The 16975-nt window shown below is 70.0% G+C and carries 13 protein-coding genes; 4 read left to right on the forward strand and 9 right to left on the reverse strand.

Annotation, left to right across the window (positions count from 1 at the left end; translation table 11 throughout):
• Positions 1–64: 64 nt before the first annotated feature.
• The 8 genes from KBY19_RS19745 to KBY19_RS19780 all read right to left on the reverse strand — a co-directional run bounded on the left by KBY19_RS19745 (position 65) and on the right by KBY19_RS19780 (position 9647).
• Positions 65–781: an ABC transporter ATP-binding protein gene (locus tag KBY19_RS19745; RefSeq protein ID WP_099886395.1), complete on the reverse strand. Its 717-nt coding sequence runs from the start codon at positions 779–781 to the stop codon at positions 65–67.
• A complete protein-coding gene (locus tag KBY19_RS19750; protein ID WP_099879535.1) occupies positions 778–1692 on the reverse strand; it encodes an ABC transporter ATP-binding protein in 915 nt (304 codons plus the stop codon). The genes KBY19_RS19745 and KBY19_RS19750 overlap by 4 nt, the downstream gene beginning before the upstream one ends.
• 6 nt (positions 1693–1698) lie before the next feature.
• On the reverse strand, positions 1699–3585 hold the full coding sequence (locus tag KBY19_RS19755; protein WP_210966325.1) for a branched-chain amino acid ABC transporter permease: 1887 nt from the start codon (positions 3583–3585) through the stop codon (positions 1699–1701).
• Between the two features lie 5 nt (positions 3586–3590).
• Positions 3591–4520: a branched-chain amino acid ABC transporter permease gene (locus tag KBY19_RS19760; protein WP_185016527.1), complete on the reverse strand. Its 930-nt coding sequence runs from the start codon at positions 4518–4520 to the stop codon at positions 3591–3593.
• A gap of 95 nt (positions 4521–4615) precedes the next feature.
• Positions 4616–5857: a branched-chain amino acid ABC transporter substrate-binding protein gene (locus KBY19_RS19765; protein WP_210966326.1), complete on the reverse strand. Its 1242-nt coding sequence runs from the start codon at positions 5855–5857 to the stop codon at positions 4616–4618.
• Positions 5858–6157: 300 nt separating this feature from the next.
• A complete protein-coding gene (locus KBY19_RS19770) occupies positions 6158–6751 on the reverse strand; it encodes a hypothetical protein (protein ID WP_210966327.1) in 594 nt (197 codons plus the stop codon).
• 95 nt (positions 6752–6846) lie between these two features.
• A complete protein-coding gene (locus KBY19_RS19775) occupies positions 6847–7302 on the reverse strand; it encodes a PaaI family thioesterase (protein WP_099879528.1) in 456 nt (151 codons plus the stop codon).
• 62 nt (positions 7303–7364) lie between these two features.
• A complete protein-coding gene (locus KBY19_RS19780) occupies positions 7365–9647 on the reverse strand; it encodes an FdhF/YdeP family oxidoreductase (protein WP_210966328.1) in 2283 nt (760 codons plus the stop codon).
• 260 nt (positions 9648–9907) lie between these two features.
• On the opposite strand from KBY19_RS19780, the gene polA reads away from it, so the two are divergent.
• The 4 genes from polA (at position 9908) to KBY19_RS19800 (ending at position 15972) form a co-directional block, all read left to right on the forward strand.
• Positions 9908–12574, forward strand: a complete 2667-nt coding sequence (gene polA / locus KBY19_RS19785) for a DNA polymerase I (protein WP_099879525.1) — start codon at positions 9908–9910, stop codon at positions 12572–12574.
• Positions 12575–12817: 243 nt separating this feature from the next.
• Positions 12818–14536, forward strand: a complete 1719-nt coding sequence (locus KBY19_RS19790; RefSeq protein WP_210966329.1) for a lytic murein transglycosylase — start codon at positions 12818–12820, stop codon at positions 14534–14536.
• 231 nt (positions 14537–14767) lie between these two features.
• Positions 14768–14902: an SPW_0924 family protein gene (locus KBY19_RS19795; protein WP_107488695.1), complete on the forward strand. Its 135-nt coding sequence runs from the start codon at positions 14768–14770 to the stop codon at positions 14900–14902.
• A 26-nt stretch (positions 14903–14928) separates the two neighbouring features.
• On the forward strand, positions 14929–15972 hold the full coding sequence (locus tag KBY19_RS19800; protein ID WP_099879522.1) for a DUF3068 domain-containing protein: 1044 nt from the start codon (positions 14929–14931) through the stop codon (positions 15970–15972).
• A 1-nt stretch (position 15973) separates the two neighbouring features.
• On the opposite strand, the gene KBY19_RS19805 is transcribed toward KBY19_RS19800, so the two are convergent.
• On the reverse strand, positions 15974–16975 hold a 1002-nt coding region (locus tag KBY19_RS19805; RefSeq protein ID WP_282107098.1), incomplete at its 5' end, for an ATP-dependent helicase C-terminal domain-containing protein.

Here is a 16975-nt window from a genome sequence, read left to right on the forward strand (position 1 = left end):
GGGGTCGCCCCGGCCCCGGCCCCGTTCCCTGCTGGGGCCCCGGCCCCGGCCACCGCCGACTCCCTCAGTCCTCGCCGAGGTACGCCTTGCGTACCGACTCGTCGTGCATCAGTTCCTCACCTGTTCCCGAGAGGGTGATGCTGCCGGTCTCCATGACATGGCCGTGGTCGGCCAGGGAGAGCGCGGCCTGGGCGTTCTGTTCGACGAGCAGGATCGTCGTGCCCTGTTCCTTCAGCTCGCTGATGGTCGACATGATCTTCTGCATCATGATCGGTGAGAGCCCCATGGAGGGCTCGTCGAGCATCAGCAGCTTGGGGCGGGACATCAGGGCGCGGGCCATGGCGAGCATCTGCTGTTCTCCGCCGGAGAGGGTGCCGGCGGCTTGGCGACGGCGTTCTCCGAGGATGGGGAAGCGCTCGTAGGCGCTGTCGATGTCCTTGGCCACGGCGTCGGCGTCCTTCCGGAGGAAGGCGCCGAGCTGGAGGTTCTCCGCGATGCTGAGCCGGGGGAAGATGCGACGGCCTTCGGGGGAGTGGGCCAGGCCCATGGAGACGATCTTGTGGGCGCCGACCCCGTTGAGCACTTCTCCGCCGAAGGTGATCTTCCCGGTGACGGGTTTGAGCAGTCCGGAGAGGGTGCGCAGGGTGGTGGTCTTGCCGGCGCCGTTGGTGCCGATGAGGGTGACGACTTCGCCGGCGTCGACGGTGAACGAGATGCCTTTGACGGCCTCGATCTTGCCGTAGGCGACGCGTAGGTCCTCGACTTCGAGCAGGGCCATCAGTCCGTCTTCCCTTCCTGCTGTCCGTGCTGCGCGCCGGGGGTGTCGGCTTCTTCGGCCGCCTGTACTTCGGCTGCCTCCGCCTCGCCCGGTTCGCCTTCGAAGGGGGTGCCGAGGTAGGCGGCGATGACGCGTTCGTCGCGCTGCACGGTTTCGGGGGTGCCTTCGACGAGTTTCTCGCCCTGGACGAGGACGGCGACCCGGTCGCAGAGGTTGAAGATGAACCGCATGTCGTGCTCGATGACGAGTACGGCGGTGCCCTGTTCGCGGACGGCGAGGACGAGTTCGCGGGTGGCGGTGGTCTCGACGGCGGTCATGCCCGCGGTGGGTTCGTCGAGCAGCAGCAGTCCGGGTTCGCTGGCGAGGGCGCGCGCGATCTCCAGCTTGCGCTGTTCTCCGTAGGGGAGGTTGCGTGCGAGGTGTTCGCGTTTGTCCTGGAGGCCGGTGAACCGGAGGAGTTCCATGGCGCGTTCTTCGGATTCCTGCTCGGCTCTGCGGAAGCGGGGGCCGCGGATGAGGGCGGAGAAGAGGCCTTCGTGGGTGCGGGTGTGCCGGCCGACGAGGACGTTCTCCAGGACGGTCATGTTGGCGAACAGGCGGATGTTCTGGAAGGTCCGGGCGATGCCTGCCTGGGTGACCAGGTGGGAGCGGTGGGGCAGGACGGTGCCTTTGTAGCGCACCGTTCCTTCGGTGGGGATGTAGAGGCCGGTGAGGCAGTTGAAGAAGGTGGTTTTGCCGGCGCCGTTGGGGCCGATCAGTCCGACGATCTCTCCGGCGTGCACATCGAGGTTCACGTCCCGTACGGCGGTGAGGCCGCCGAACCGCATGGTGACCCCTGAGGCGTCGAGTACGACCTCGCCCGGGGCGGGTCCGGATCCGGGTGCGGGCGCGTCGGCTGGTGTGGTGGTCGTCATCTCGTCTCACGCCTCCGTCTTGCCGAGGCCGGGGGTGGCTGCCGTGGGGGAGTCGGTTTGTTCCGTCTCATGGAATTCGAGCTGTTTGCGGCGGTCGGCGATCAGGCCCTCGGGCCTGAAGCGCATCAGCAGGATGAGCGCGATCCCGAAGAGCAGCAGCTGGTAGTCGGCCATGAACTGGAGTTTGGCCGGGATGAGGTAGAGCAGTGCGGCGCCGATGAGCGGCCCGCTGACGGTGCCCATGCCGCCGAGGATGACGGCGATCAGCAGGAACGCGGAGTTGGGTGGTGCGGTGTGCACGAATTTGTACGACTCGGGGGTGACGGAGAACTCGACGTGGGCGAGGACGGTGCCCGCCATGCCGGCGAGGGTGGCGCCGAGGGCGAAGGCCATGAGCTTGAGCCGGAAGGCGTTGACGCCCATGGCGCGGGCCGCGGTCTCGTCCTCGCGGATGGCGATCCAGGCGCGGCCGATGCGGGAGTCGTCGGAGCGCCGGAAGACGGTGACGACGATGGCGGTGAACACCAGCATCAGCAGGTAGTAGTTGGCGAAGCGGCCGAGTTCGAAGCCGAGGATCGTGTGGGGTTGTCCGAGGTCGAAGCCGAGGATCTTCAGGTCGGGGACGTTGGGGATGCCGTTGGGGCCGTTGGTGATGTTGGGGCCGGAGTCACCGTCGAGGTTCTGTACGGAGATACGGAAGATCTCCCCGAAGCCGAGGGTGACGATGGCGAGGTAGTCGCCGTGCAGCCGCAGCGAGGGGAAGCCGATGACCAGGCCGAAGACGAGGGCCACGGCGGCGCCGATGAGCACGGCGGCCCAGAACGGCACGTGGATGCCGAGCGAGGAGGTCTCGGCTCCGGAGACGAGTGCCGCGGTGTAGGCGCCGACGCCGAGGAAGGCGACGTAGCCGAGGTCGAGGATGCCGGCGAGGCCGACGACCATGTTGAGGCCGAGGGCGACGGTGGCGAAGATCAGCACGCTGACGGCGATGTTGGTGTAGGCCTCGTTGCTCTGGGTGACGGGGAAGAGCAGCGCGGCGACGAAGGCGGCGGCCAGGGTGGTGTTGCGGTTGCGGCCGGCCAGTACGGACAGCCGTTTGGGCAGTCCGGCCCGGGCGAGCGCGGGGAAGGCGAACGCGGCCAGTACGAGGAAGCCGATGAAGGGCGGTCCGTCCTCGGCTTCGATGCCGTAGGCGAAGACGTAGAGCCCGATGGCGCAGGCGGCGCAGATCACCACGATCTCGGCCCAGCCGGGGAGGGGTGCGGCGGTGCCGGGCGCGGGTGCCTTGAGCGCGTGGCGGAGCCGCTGCCAGTTCCCGGGCCGCTCGTCCGTCCCGGCTGCGGACGAGGTGGGTGACGTGGACGAGGTGGCGGGGTCCGGCGGGAGGTCGGTGGGCAGGGCGAGGGCGCCGACGACGGCCAGGGCGGTGCCCGCGACGGCGATCCACATGCCGGGTTCGAAGTTGACGATGCCGCCCAGTTCGACGGCGATGGCCGCGGCCGTGTACCAGGTGGTGGCGAGGTTGCCGACGGTGAGCAGCAGCAGGGTGCTGTGTTTGCCGCCGGGGGTGAGCCAGCGCAGTCCCCTCACGCCGGTGGTGGCCAGCAGCACGGCCGCGGTCAGTACGGCGGCGGCCAGGGTGAGCAGCTGGAGCCCGGCGGGGTACATGGCGATGGTCAGATCGCCGGGGAACGCGGAGGTCCAGGTCCACGGGAGCATGGTGCTCGCGAAGGAGACGACGGCTCCGGCGCCGACGAGGATGCGGCCCAGCTTGCGGCTGGTGTGCGGATCGGGGTTGAGTGGCAGGGGCGGTGGGCCCGCGGTGGAGGTGTGCGGCGCGGTGGTGGCCGCTTCGCCGGGGGCGGGGGTGCCGGTGGTGTGCTGAGTCGTCATGGGTATCACGCCCGATCCGCGAGGCGTTCGCCGAGTATTCCTTGGGGCCGTACGAGGAGGACGAGGATGAGCAGGATGAACGCCCATACGTCCTTCCAGGAGCCGCCGCCGAACTGTTCGAGCCCTGGGATGTCGCCGATGTAGGCGGTGGCCAGGGCTTCGGCGACGCCGAGGACGAGACCGCCGACCATGGCGCCGTAGATGTTGCCGATGCCGCCGAGTACGGCGGCGGTGAACGCTTTGAGCCCGGCGATGAAGCCCATCCGGAAGTTGACCTCGCCGGTCTTGAAGCCCTGGGCGATGGCGGCGACGGCGGCGAAGGCGGCGCCGATGGCGAAGGCCATCACGATGATGCGGTCGGTGTTGACGCCCATCAGCTTGGCGGTGTCGGGGTCCTGCGAGGTGGCCTGCATGGCGCGTCCGGTGCGGGTCTTGGCGACGAACAGGCCGAGCGCCAGCATGCACACGGGTGCGGAGACGAAGATGAACAGGTCCTCGCGGGAGAGGGTGACGAAGCCGAGGTCGAAGTCGCTGCCGCCGAGTTGCGGGAAGGGCCGGGCCTTCTTCGCGTCGGGGTAGAAGGCCCAGACGGCCTGCTGCAGCGCGAGGGACAGCCCGATCGCGGTGATCAGCGGGGAGAGCCGGGGCCCGCCGCGCAGCGGCCGGTAGGCGAAGCGTTCGGCGCCGATGGCGACGAGCACGGCGCATACGACGGCGAGCAGGATCATCAGGGGGAGGGCGACGGCCAGGCCGGTGCCGTCGGGCAGCCACAGGTAGGCGGTCAGCGCGCCGAAGCCGCCGATCATGAATATCTCGCCGTGGGCGAAGTTGATGAGCTGGACGATGCCGTAGACCATCGTGTACCCGATCGCGATGAGGCCGTACAACGCGCCGAGTGCGAGTCCGTTCGCCAGCTGATCCGGCAGATCTTGCACCGGGACTCCTTGGGGTGTGTCAGATACGGCTGCGCGGGGGCGCGCTCGGCGCCCCCGCGCGGCCTTGAGGTGAAGGGCGGGGCGTGCGTGCCGGATCAGCCTTCTTCGAAGGTGCCTGTCTGCACGGGCTTGTGCTTGCCGCCCTTGACCTCGTAGACGGACAGCTGCTTGTTGGTGGTGTCGCCGTACTCGTCGAAGGCGACGTCACCGGTGACACCCTTGAACTTGACGTCCTGCATGGCCTCGGTGACCTGCTTGCGGGTGTCGTCGATGTTGTCGGGCAGCTTGCCGTCGTTCTTCTCCACGACGGCCTTGACCGCCTGGATGATCGCCCAGGTGCTGTCGTAGGAGTAGCCGCCGTACGCCTCGTAGGGGAGCTTGTACCCGGCCGACTTGTAGTTCTCCATGAACGTCTTGGCGGTGTCGAGCGTCTCCAGCGGGGCGCCGACCGAGGTGGCCAGGTCGCCCTCGACGTTCTTCTTGCCGAGCTTGATGTACTCCTCGCTGTAGAGGGCGTCACCGCCGACGACCGGGGCCTTGGAGCCGGCTTTGGTGATCTGCGCGCTGAGCGGGGCGCCTGCCGGGTATTCGCCGCCGTAGTAGACGAAGTCGGCCTTGGACTTGGCGACCTTGGTGCCGACGGCGGAGAAGTCGCGGTCGTCGGGGTTGATGTGGTCGGTGCCCACGACCTTGCCGCCGAGTTTCTTGAACTCGTCGGAGAAGGTGCCGGCCAGTCCCGCGCCGTAGGTCTTCTTGTCGTCGATGATGTACGCCTTCTTCAGCTTCCGCTTGTTGAACAGGTACTGGGCGGCGTACGGGCCCTGCACGGCGTCGGTGGTGGAGGTGCGGAAGTAGGTGTCGAACAGCCGCTTCTTGTCGCCCTTCTGCCAGTTGGGGCCCTGGCTGAGTTCGGGCGCCGTGTTGGCGGGGGAGACCTGCACCAGGTCGGCGTTGCCGAAGACCTTCTGCATGGACTGGCCGACGTGCGAGTTGAGGGGGCCGACGACGCCGACGACCTTGTCGTTGCCCACCAGCTTGGTGGCGTTCTGCTGACCGGTGCCCGCCTGGGCCTGGTCGTCCAGCGACTCCAGCTTGAAGGTGACGCCCTCGACCTCGTTGTTCTTGTTGGCCGTCTTGACGGCCAGGTCGCTGGAGTTCTTGATGCCCTGCCCGAGTGCGGACAGGTCGCCGGTGAGCGGGGCGTCGACGCCGATGACGACAGTGGTCTTCTCACCGCTGTCGCCGCCGCTCTTGTCGTCGCGCGAGCCGCACGCTGACAGGGTGAGACCCGACACCGTGACGGTGGTGGTGAGTATGAGCAAGGAACGGTGACGCACGATCAGTCCTTTCCCCAAGGCGCGGCCCCCAAGGAGTGGTGGCCGTATCGCGCGCCGGGCCGTACGGGTAGTACAGAACGGAGCTCGTCGTGCGCGCCCGGCGGCGCGGTGACTGGCGGTGACTCTATGGCCGCTGCCGTACGGTCGGGCAGAGGTCGGATCCAGGATGTGACTCTCTTGTTATGACCGTCACGGAACCGGCAGCCCGGTAGTCGGCGCTCCTCAACGCGCCCCGTATGACGGGGAGATGGCGGACGCGTATCCCGCCCCGAAGTCGCAGTTGGGTCAACAGGTCGTCGATCAGGAGCGCGAAGCGGGTCCGCATACCGTACGGAACACGCGGGTGAGTGCCCGGGCGTAGCGGTCGCCGGGGATGAAGCTGAGATCCTGCGACGCACGCGCGTTACGCAACGTGACGTCCAGGAAGGGGAGCCGTGCCCGCACCGGCAGGTCCCGGCAGGAGGTGACCCGCGCCGTCACCCGCACCCGCCTCGCCTGTCCGGGCCGTACCGTGACCGCCTGCGGCGGGGAGAGCTCCATCGTCAGCGCTTCGTACTGCTGGGTGACCCGCCGCACCAGTACGAGGTGCTTGGTGACTGCCCGCAACTCGATCCGGAATGAGCGCCTCTGGGCGTCGATGTCGAAGACGCGCACGAAAGTGATCCGCGTACTGTGCACCGGGTACGGCACCTTGTGCGGTGCATCCCGCCGTGCCGCCTCAGCGGGGGGCGCTTCGCGCCCGGGCTCGGCGAGCACCACATATGCCGCCGCGCCGACGGTGACGCAGCCGAGGGCGAGGCCGGCGACCAGGTACCGCACGCGCCGGGTCAAGGAGTGCCACCGCTCGACGAGCCGGGGCCTGTCGCCGCCTCCGCCGCTGAGTACGTCGGCCATCTGTCCCCCACTCGGTCCGCCGCATTGGTGCCGCGCCGTGATGTGGGGGGTCTTCGTGGCGAAGGCTGGGGGAGGGCCGGTGCCGGCCGCAGCCCCTATGCGTCACGCAGCAGGCAGGTCAGGCGCGCGGAGCACACCCGCCGCCCCTCCTCGTCGCTGACGACGATCTCGTAGCCGGCCGTCGTCCGCCCCCGGTGCACCGGCGTGGCCACGCCGGTCACCACTCCGGAGCGCGGCCCGCGGTGGTGGGTGCAGTTGAGGTCCACTCCCACGGCGACCTTGCCGGGCCCGCCGTGCAGCATGGCGCCCACGGAACCCAGCGTCTCGGCGAGCACCGCGGAGGCCCCGCCGTGCAGCAGCCCGTACGGCTGGGTGTTGCCCTCGACCGGCAGGGTGCCGACCACCCGCTCGGGCGAGGCCTCGAGGATCTCCAGGCCCATCCGCTCGCCCAGCTTCCCGGCCGAGAACAGCGCGGGCAGGTCGACCCCCGACCCCTTCCACTGGTCCAGGACCTCCTGGGGGAACGTGGTGGTGGTCTGCTGCTCACCCATGTGCCGCTGCTCCGATCATGTGCTGTTCAACCGGCCGGTCCGAGCTTAAGCCCGTTGAGCCGTCAGTCGGCTTCGGACGGAGTGAGCCTGATCACGATCGACTTGCTGGCGGGGGTGTTGCTCGTGTCCGCCGTCGCGTCGAGCGGGACCAGCACATTGGTCTCCGGGTAGTACGCGGCAGCGCACCCGCGCGCCGTCGGGTAGTGGACGACGCGGAACCCGCGCGCCACCCGCTCCCGGCCGTCGCTCCACTCGCTGGTGAGGTCGGCGTACGTCCCGTCCGCCAGCCCGTGGGCCGCCGCGTCCTCGGGGTGGACGAGCACCACCCGGCGGCCGTTCCTGATGCCCCGGTAGCGGTCGTCGAGCCCGTAGACGGTGGTGTTGTACTGGTCGTGGGAGCGCAGTGTCTGCAGCAGCAGCCGCCCTTGAGGAACCCGCGGGTACTCCACCGGCGCGGCCGTGAAGTTGGCCTTCCCCGTCGCGGTGGGGAAGCGCCGCTCGTCCCGCGGCGCGTGCGGCAGCGCGAACCCTCCGGGGCGGGCCACCTTGGCGTTGAAGTCCTCGAAGCCGGGCACCACACGTGCGATGCGGTCGCGGATCAGCCCGTAGTCGCCCTCGAACTGTGCCCAGGGTGTGCTCGACGCCTCGCCCAGCACGGCCCGCGCCAGCCGGGCGACGATCGCGGGCTCGGACAGCAGCTGCTCACCGGCCGGCTCCAGCCGTCCCCGTGAGGCGTGCACCATGCCCATCGAGTCCTCGACGGTGACGAACTGGTCACCGCCGCGCTGGGTGTCGCGCTCGGTGCGGCCCAGCGTCGGCAGGATCAGCGCCCGTGCGCCCGTCACACAGTGCGAGCGGTTGAGCTTGGTGGAGACGTGCACGGTCAGCCGCGCCCGGCGCATCGCCGCCTCGGTCACCTGGGTGTCGGGCGAGGCGGCCACGAAGTTGCCGCCCATCGCGAAGAACACCTTCACCAGCCCGTCGCGCATCGCGCGGATGGCCCGTACGACGTCGTAGCCGTGTTCGCGCGGTGGGGCGAAGCCGAACTCCTTCTCCAGCGCGTCCAGGAAGGCGGGCGCGGGCCGCTCGAAGATGCCCATCGTGCGGTCGCCCTGCACATTGCTGTGGCCGCGCACCGGGCACACCCCGGCGCCGGGGCGGCCGATGTTCCCCCGCAGCAGCAGGAAGTTGACCACCTCGCGGATGGTGGGCACCGAGTGCTTGTGCTGGGTCAGGCCCATCGCCCAGCACACCACGGTGCGGCGGGAGGCCAGCACCAGCTCCAGGGCACGCTCGATCTCGGCGCGCTCCAGGCCCGTCGCGGCCGGCGTCGCGTCCCAGTCGGTGGCGCGCGCGGCCTGCGCGAACTCCTCGAAGCCGTGTGTGTGCTCCCGTACGAACTCCGTGTCGACGGCGCCGTCCCGCTCCAGGATCATGCGGTTCAGTGCCCGGAAGAGCGCCTGGTCGCCACCGAGGCGGATCTGCAGGAACAGATCGGTCAGCGGGGTGCCGCCAGCGGCCAGCCCCTTGGCGGTCTGCGGGTTCTTGAACCGCTCCATTCCCGCTTCGGGCAGCGGGTTGACGGTGATGATCTTCGCGCCGCCCGCCTTGGCCTTCTCCAGCGCGGAGAGCATCCGCGGATGGTTGGTGCCCGGGTTCTGCCCGGCGACGATGATCAGGTCCGCCTTGTACAGGTCCTCCAGCAGCACGCTGCCCTTGCCGACACCGAGCGTCTCGGTCAGTGCGGAGCCCGACGACTCGTGGCACATGTTCGAGCAGTCGGGCAGGTTGTTGGTGCCGAATTCGCGGACGAAGAGCTGGTAGAGGAACGCGGCCTCGTTGCTGGTGCGGCCCGAGGTGTAGAAGACCGCCTCGTCGGGTGAGGCAAGAGCGCGCAGTTCCCCGGCGATCAGGGCGAAGGCGTCGTCCCAGCTGATCGGCTCGTACCGCTCCCCGCCCTCGGGCAGATACATCGGCTCGGTCAGCCGTCCCTGCTGCCCCAGCCAGTACCCGGACCGCTGGGCCAGGTCGGTCACCGGATGCGCGGCGAAGAAGTCCCGGGTGACCCGGCGCGTGGTGGCCTCCTCGGCGACCGCCTTGGCCCCGTTCTCGCAGAACTCCGCGGTGTGCCGCTTGTCACCCTCCGGCCACGCGCACCCCGGACAGTCGAAGCCGTCCTTCTGGTTGACACGCAGCAGCGTGAGCGCGGTCCGCTTCACCCCCATCTGCTGCCGCGCCATCCGCAGCGAGTGCCCTACGGCAGGCAACCCCGCCGCAGCTCGCGCGGGCGCCGCCACCTGGGGCGCGTCCTGAACCGGGTCATCGGAGGGAGCCTTCCGCTTCATAGCACCTGATGGTGCCACTGATCAGCGTCCGTGGGCAGCCCGCTCCCCGTGGATTTCGGGCAGGGCGAGCCAAGGGCCCGGGGCGGGCAGAACCCCGCCCACCGGGCCGGCGCCCGGCGCCGAGACCTGAGCCACAACGCAAGCGTGCCCCGCCATTGTCGGACCCGCATGCGAGGATCGGGCACGTGGCTAAGAAGGCAGCACCGAAGACGGCACCAACAGCACCCTCTCGGCAGAGCGGCGAGGCGCAGCCCCGCCTGATGCTCATGGATGGGCATTCCCTGGCATACCGGGCATTCTTCGCGCTACCCGCGGAGAACTTCAACACGACCACGGGCCAGCCCACCAACGCCATCTACGGCTTCACGTCGATGCTGGCGAACACTCTGCGCGACGAGGCTCCCACCCACTTCGCCGTCGCCTTCGACGTCTCCCGCAAGACCTGGCGCTCCGAGCAGTTCGCGGAGTACAAGGCGAACAGATCCAAGAGCCCGGACGAGTTCAAGGGCCAGGTGGAGCTGATCGGCGAGCTGCTCGACGCGATGGGCGTCCGCCGCTACGCCATCGACGGCTACGAGGCGGACGATGTGATCGCCACGCTCGCCACCCAGGCCGAGGCCGAGGGCTTCAAGGTGTCGATCGTCACCGGTGACCGGGACACCTTCCAACTCGTCAGCGACAACGTCACGGTGCTGTACCCGACCAAGGGCGTCTCCGAGCTGACCCGCTACACCCCCGAGAAGGTGCACGAGAAGTACGGGCTGTCCCCGCAGCAGTACCCGGACTTCGCGGCGCTGCGCGGTGACCCGTCGGACAACCTTCCCGGCATTCCCGGCGTGGGGGAGAAGACGGCCACCAAGTGGATCAACCAGTTCGGCTCCCTCGCCGAGCTGGCCGAGCGCGTCGACGAGGTCAAGGGCAAGGCGGGCGAGAACCTGCGTGCCCACCTGGAGTCCGTGCTGCTCAACCGCCGGCTGACCGAGCTGGTCCGCGACGTGGCGCTGCCGGACCGCCCCGAGGATCTGGTGCGCGCTCCCTACGACCGCGACGCGCTGGCCGTCATCCTGGACACCCTGGAGTTCCGCCACCAGAACTTCCGCGACCGCCTCTTCGCCGTGGACCCGGGCGCGGCGGCCCAGGCCGAGGAGCCCGCCTCGGCGGAGGGTATCGAGGTGGACGGCACGGTGGCGCAGGCCGGCGAGCTCGCCCCCTGGCTGGAGCAGCACGGTGCCGCCCCGCTCGGGGTGGCCACCGTCGATGTGTGGAAGCAGGGCAGCGGCAGCGTCAGCGAGATCGCGCTGGCCACCGGCGCGGGCCCGGCCGTCTGGTTCGACCCGGCCGAGCTGACCGAGGCGGAGGAGCGGGCGTTCGCCGCCTGGCTGGCCGACGCCGACCGCCCCAAGGCCATGCACGACGCGAAGGCGCTGATGCGGGTCTTCGCCGACCACGGATGGCAGGTGGCCGGCGTCTGGATGGACACCGCGCTGGCCGCCTATCTGGACAAGCCGGGCCGCCGCTCCTTCGCGCTGGACGCGCTGTCCGTGGAGTATCTGGGCCGCGAGCTGGGCCCCACGGCCGAGGCCGACGGCCAGCTGGCGCTGGGGGTGGACGAACAGGCCGAGGCGCAGGCCCTCATGATCAAGGCGCGGACCATCCTCGATCTGGGGGGCGCCTTCGAGGAGCGCCTGGAGCAGGTGGGGGCCGCCGATCTGCTGCGCGAGCTGGAGCTGCCGACCTCCGAGGTGCTCTCCCGGATGGAGCGTGCCGGTATCTGCGCGGACCGCGAGTGGTTCACGGGGCTGGAGCAGCAGTTCGCCGACGCGGTGCAGCAGGCGGTCGGCGAGGCGCACGCCTCGGTGGGCCACGAGTTCAACCTGGGCTCGCCCAAACAGCTCCAGGAGGTCCTCTTCGGCGAGCTGGGCCTGCCCAAGACGAAGAAGACGAAGACGGGCTACACGACGGACGCGGACGCGCTGGCCTGGCTGGCGGCCCAGACCGAGCACGAACTGCCGGTCATCATGCTGCGCTACCGCGAGCAGCAGAAGCTGCGCACCACGGTCGAGGGTCTGATCAAGACCATCGCCCCGGACGGGCGTATCCACACCACGTTCAACCAGACGGTCGCCGCCACCGGCCGGCTGTCCTCCACGGACCCGAATCTGCAGAACATCCCGATCCGCACGGACGAGGGCCGCGCGATCCGCCGCGGTTTCCGCGTCGGTGAGGGCTACGAGTCGCTGATGACGGCCGACTACAGCCAGATCGAACTGCGGGTGATGGCGCACCTGTCTCAGGACGAGGGTCTGATCGAGGCGTTCACCTCCGGCGAGGACCTGCACACCACGGTCGCGGCGCAGGTCTTCAGCGTCGAGAAGGCGGCCGTCGACGCGGAGATGCGCCGCAAGATCAAGGCGATGTCCTACGGACTGGCGTACGGGCTCTCGGCCTTCGGGCTCTCGCAGCAACTGGGGATCACCCCCGACGAGGCGCGCAAGCTGATGGACACCTACTTCGAGCGCTTCGGCGGAGTGCGGGACTATCTGCACCGCACGGTCGAGGAGGCCCGCGCCACCGGCTACACCCACACGATCATGGGCCGCCGCCGCTATCTGCCCGACCTCACCAGCGACCACCGGCAGCGCCGCGAGATGGCCGAGCGGATGGCGCTGAACGCGCCGATCCAGGGCGCGGCCGCCGATATCGTCAAGGTCGCCATGCTCAAGGTCGACGCGGCGCTGCGCGATGCGGCGCTGCGCTCCCGGATGCTGCTCCAGGTGCACGACGAGATCGTGCTGGAGATCGCGCCGGGGGAGCGGGAGCAGGTCGAGAAGCTGGTCCGCTCCGAGATGTCCACGGCCGTCTCGCTGCGGGCGCCGCTGGATGTGTCGGTCGGCGTCGGCCTGGACTGGGAGTCGGCGGCACACTGAGAGCCGCGAGGGGAGGCGCCCCCGGCCGAGGGCATGCCGGGGGCACCCGAAGGGGGCGCTTCGGTGCCCCGGCAGGGAGTCGCCTCGCGGACGTTGGGGACACCACGGGACAAACTCCGCGAAAACCGGCCGGGAAAGCGGGTCAGAGGCGCCATAAGTGGCCGGAGGCCGCTGACTTGGGGCCTGACTCTGCCGTAAGGTCGCGGTGATTGCGTCCGAAGGGGAGAGGACGGGGACTGACCTATGGCGCGAAACCGGGGCAGGCACGCCGCACAGCGGGCGGCCACCACAGCGACGGGACACCGGCGTCGCGGCGGGCTTCGCAGCACCAGATACCGCAGGGGCCTGGGTGGTACAGCGATCGCGGCCGTCGTCATGGCGGCGCTGACCGCCTCCCAGGCACCCGGTGTGGAACTCGGCGGCGACCACGACGACGGCCGTTCGGGTGCCGCGAGCGACCGCACGCCCGGTGACGACAGCTACGAGACGGAGCTGCCCCCGCTGGAGTCCCCGCACCCGCCCGGCGCCTCCGAGCCCGGCGCGGGTGGCGAGTCCGGCATACCGGCCTCCGTGCTGGCCGCCTACAAGAAGGCCGCCAAGTCGCTCGCCTCCCGTACGCCCGGCTGCGGGCTGCGCTGGGAGCTCCTCGCGGGCATCGGCAAGGTCGAGTCGGGTCATGCCCGCGGCGGCGCCGTCGACAAGGAGGGTACGACGCTGCGTCCCATCCTGGGTCCGGTGCTCAACGGCCAGGGTTTCGCCAATATCAAGGACACCGACGGCGGCAGGTGGGACAGCGACGCCGACTACGACCGCGCGGTCGGCCCCATGCAGTTCATCCCCTCCACCTGGGACCGGTGGGGTGCCGACGGCAACGGCGACGGCCGCAAGGACCCCAACAACATCCACGACGCCGCGCTCGCCGCCGGCGACTATCTGTGCGCGGGGGGCCGTGATCTGTCGACCGGTGCCGATCTGGACCGGGCGATCCTCAGCTACAACAACTCCAGCGACTATCTGCGCACCGTGCTGGCCTGGTACGAGTTCTACCGCAAGGGCACCCATGCGGTACCGGACCGGGACCTTTCGGTGCTGCCCACCGCTCCCGGCCTCGGCGAGTCCGGTGGCGGTCCGGACAAGGGCTCGCCGGAGCGCGGCGGCAAGGGGCCCGGCAAGGGCGGTGGCTCCGACGACAAGCCGAACAAGCCGGGCAACCCGGGCGGCGGCAACAACGGCGGCAACAACGGCGGCGGCAACCCGGGCGGCGGTCACGAGAATCCCAGCCCCAGCCCCGAGCCGACGAAGCCGCACGCCATCAAGCGGGTCGGCGCCGAGAACCTCACCGCGGTCGCGGGCGAGAACTTCGCGGCGCGCCCCGCGGTCAAGGTCGTGACCTCCAAGGGCAAGGCCGTCAAGGGCGTCAAGGTCCGCTTCGCCATCAACGGCAAGACGGAGGCGACGTTCCAGGGCGGCGGCAAGAGCGAGACCGTCAGCACGAATGCCGACGGCGTCGCGACGGCACCGGCGCTCAGCGCGGGCAGCAGAACCGGCTCTTTCACCGTCAACGCGACGGTCCCCGGCAAGGACCTGGGCAAGGTCGGCTTCACGGCCTCGGTCACCGCACCGAAGGCCGACACACTGGCCCGTACCAGCGATGTCGTGCTGGAGGCCGCCAAGAACGCGAAGTTCGCCCACGCTGTGGAGGTCAAGGCCACCCGCAAGGGCAAGGCCGTCGCGAACACCACGCTGACGGCGACGTTCGGCCAGGACGCCAAGGCCGGCCCGTACTTCGGCAAGGACGAGCAGGGCGACCCGATTCGCAACCTTACGGACCTGAAGACGGACGCCAACGGTGTGGTCAAGCTGCCCGACCTGTTCGCCGACGACCAGACCGGCACCTACACCCTGACGCTGACGGCCGACGGCGGCGCGACCCTCGAGGTGAAGCTCGTCATCAAGGGCTGAGCTGAGCACGGCGGCTCTCCACCGCCCCCGGTGCCACGCACCGGGGGCGGATTGCTGTGCGGGGCCGGCCCTTTCCCGGCCCGGAACCGTGGATGCACGGTTCCCATCCCACGCGGGCGTTGCTACGGTGCGATCCGCGGAATTGACGGGGCGTCAGCTCACGAGCCGGTTACCAGCAAACGGCCGGCGACCACGAACCAGCCGGCTGCCAAGAAGGGGTGAAGCCAGCGCATGCGAGCTCTCATCGCCGCCGGGATCGGACTGGCCGCCGCACTCGCGCTCGTCTTCGCGATCACCGCGATCGGCGCCCCTCCCGGGGAGACGTCGAAGAAGCCGCTGCACACCACCGTCCCTGACCGTCCCTAGCCGCCCGGCAACAGGCAGGAGGCAGCATGCGCAGGAGAGCGAGCCTGATCCTCCTCGCCTTCGCGGTGTTCTTCGCCGCGCTCTCGCCCCTCATCCGCTGGTACGCCTTCCCCCGCCTGGCGAAGATCCCGCCCAGCCAGTACCAGGACATGGTCCTGGAGGCGAAGAACGCCACCCTGCTCGACTACGCCACCATGAAGTCGAAGACGGTGCCCAAGGTCAGCATCGTGCAGACCCTCAAGGGCAATGTGGCGGCGGCGAAAAAGGTCAAGGACCGCACGGGCCGCGACGTCGTCGTCTGGGACACCCTCAGCTACGTGGCCGACCACAAGGGCAAGATGGTCTCGCAGATCCCCGAACGGTACGTCTTCGACGCCCACTCCCAAGAACCCGTGCACGCGGGCGGCGAACATGTGGACGGCGATCCGGTCCGCCGCCAGGGCATCGAGTACAAGTGGCCGTTCCTCACCGAGAAGCGCGACTACGAGTACTTCGACTTCCAGACCCGTACCTCGGCCCCCATCCACTACAAGGGCACCCGTACCGTCCATGGCCTGGAGACCTACTACTTCGAGCAGACCATTCCCTGGACGAAGGTGAGGGTCCCCAAGAAGCTGCCGCTGGGGGCCACCCCCGAGACCGTCGAGCAGCTCGGCCTGGAGCGCTGGTACACCACCAAGCGGATGTTCTGGGTCGAGCCGGCCACCGGCGCCCCGGTGGACGGTCAGGAGATCCACAAGGAGGAGATGCGCTGGACGGACAAGCCCGGCAAGAAGCCGCTCACCGCCTTCGCCGGGCATGTGAAGATGCGCCCGGACCACCAGGAGGCGACGGTGGACATGGTCGCCTCCCAGCGGCAGCTCGTACTGACGATGACCACCTATCTGCCCTGGGGCTTCCTCGTACTGGGTGGTCTCCTGCTGGCCGGCTCCCTCACCCTGGAGGCCCGCGCCGCGGCCGCGCCCCGTAAGGGGCGCGGGGAACTGCGCGACCAGCCACACCAGAGCCGCAGCCTGCAAGCGTCGAGCGGGGGCAGCCCGTCGCCAGACCACGGGAGGGCGAAGTCCTAGGTCAGCCCCGCCCTCGGGAGGCCCTGGTGCGCCGGGTGGGCTCCGCGGTGGCGGGGTCCTCCGGCCACGGATGTTTGGGATACCGCCCCCGCAGCTCGGCCCGCACACCGCGATAGCCCGCCGACCAGAAGGACGCCAGATCGGCGGTCACGGCGGCAGGGCGCCCGGCGGGGGAGAGCAGATGGACGAGCAGCGGCACCCGCCCGTCCGCCACCCGCGGCGTCTCCCGCGCCCCGAACATCTCCTGGAGCTTGACGGCCAGCACCGGCTGCTCCGGTGCGTAGTCGACCCGGATCCGTGACCCGGACGGAACCTCGATCCGCTCCGGCGCCAGCTCGTCCAGGCGCGCCGCCTCACCGGATGCCCACGGCAGCATCCCCGACAGCACACGGGAGGCGTCGATTCGGGCGAGGTCGGCCCGGGACCGCACCTGCTCCAGCCACTCCCCGGCCCGCTCCAGCAGCGCCTCGTCCCCGACGTCCGGCCAGGGCGCCCCCAGTGTCCGGTGCAGGAAGCCGAGCCGCTGCCGCAGCGCCACCGCACTGTCCGACCATCGCAGCAGCCCGGTTCCGTGCTGCCGAAGCCCCTCCAGTGCGGCCTCGCGCAGCGCTTCGCGCGGCGGGTCGGGCAGGGGGCGCGCCGACAACCGCACGGCGCCCAGGAACTCCACCTGGCGCGCCACGACATCACCGCGCTCGCCCGGTGCGCCCTGCGCACCCTGCTCGGGGTCCCAACGCACCTCGTCACGTACGTCGTACAGGGCTCCCGCCGCTGCGAACGCCGTCCGGGCGTCGATCGGCGCCGCCAGCCGCACCCGGGCCGAGGCAGCGCCCACGGGCCGGTCCGCGACCGCGACGGCCAGCCACCGGGTGCCGCGCAGCGGGCTGTCCTGGGACAGCTCGGCGCGGGTGCCGCCGACCATCAGATACGACGTCCCGTCGCGGAGCCGCGCCACGCGCTCCGGCTGGGCGAGCGCGACCATCGTGCCGACGCCCTGCTCGTC

The sequence above is a fragment of the Streptomyces sp. B15 genome, assembly GCF_018070605.1.
GTDB classification, from domain to species: Bacteria; Actinomycetota; Actinomycetes; order Streptomycetales; family Streptomycetaceae; genus Streptomyces; species Streptomyces smyrnaeus.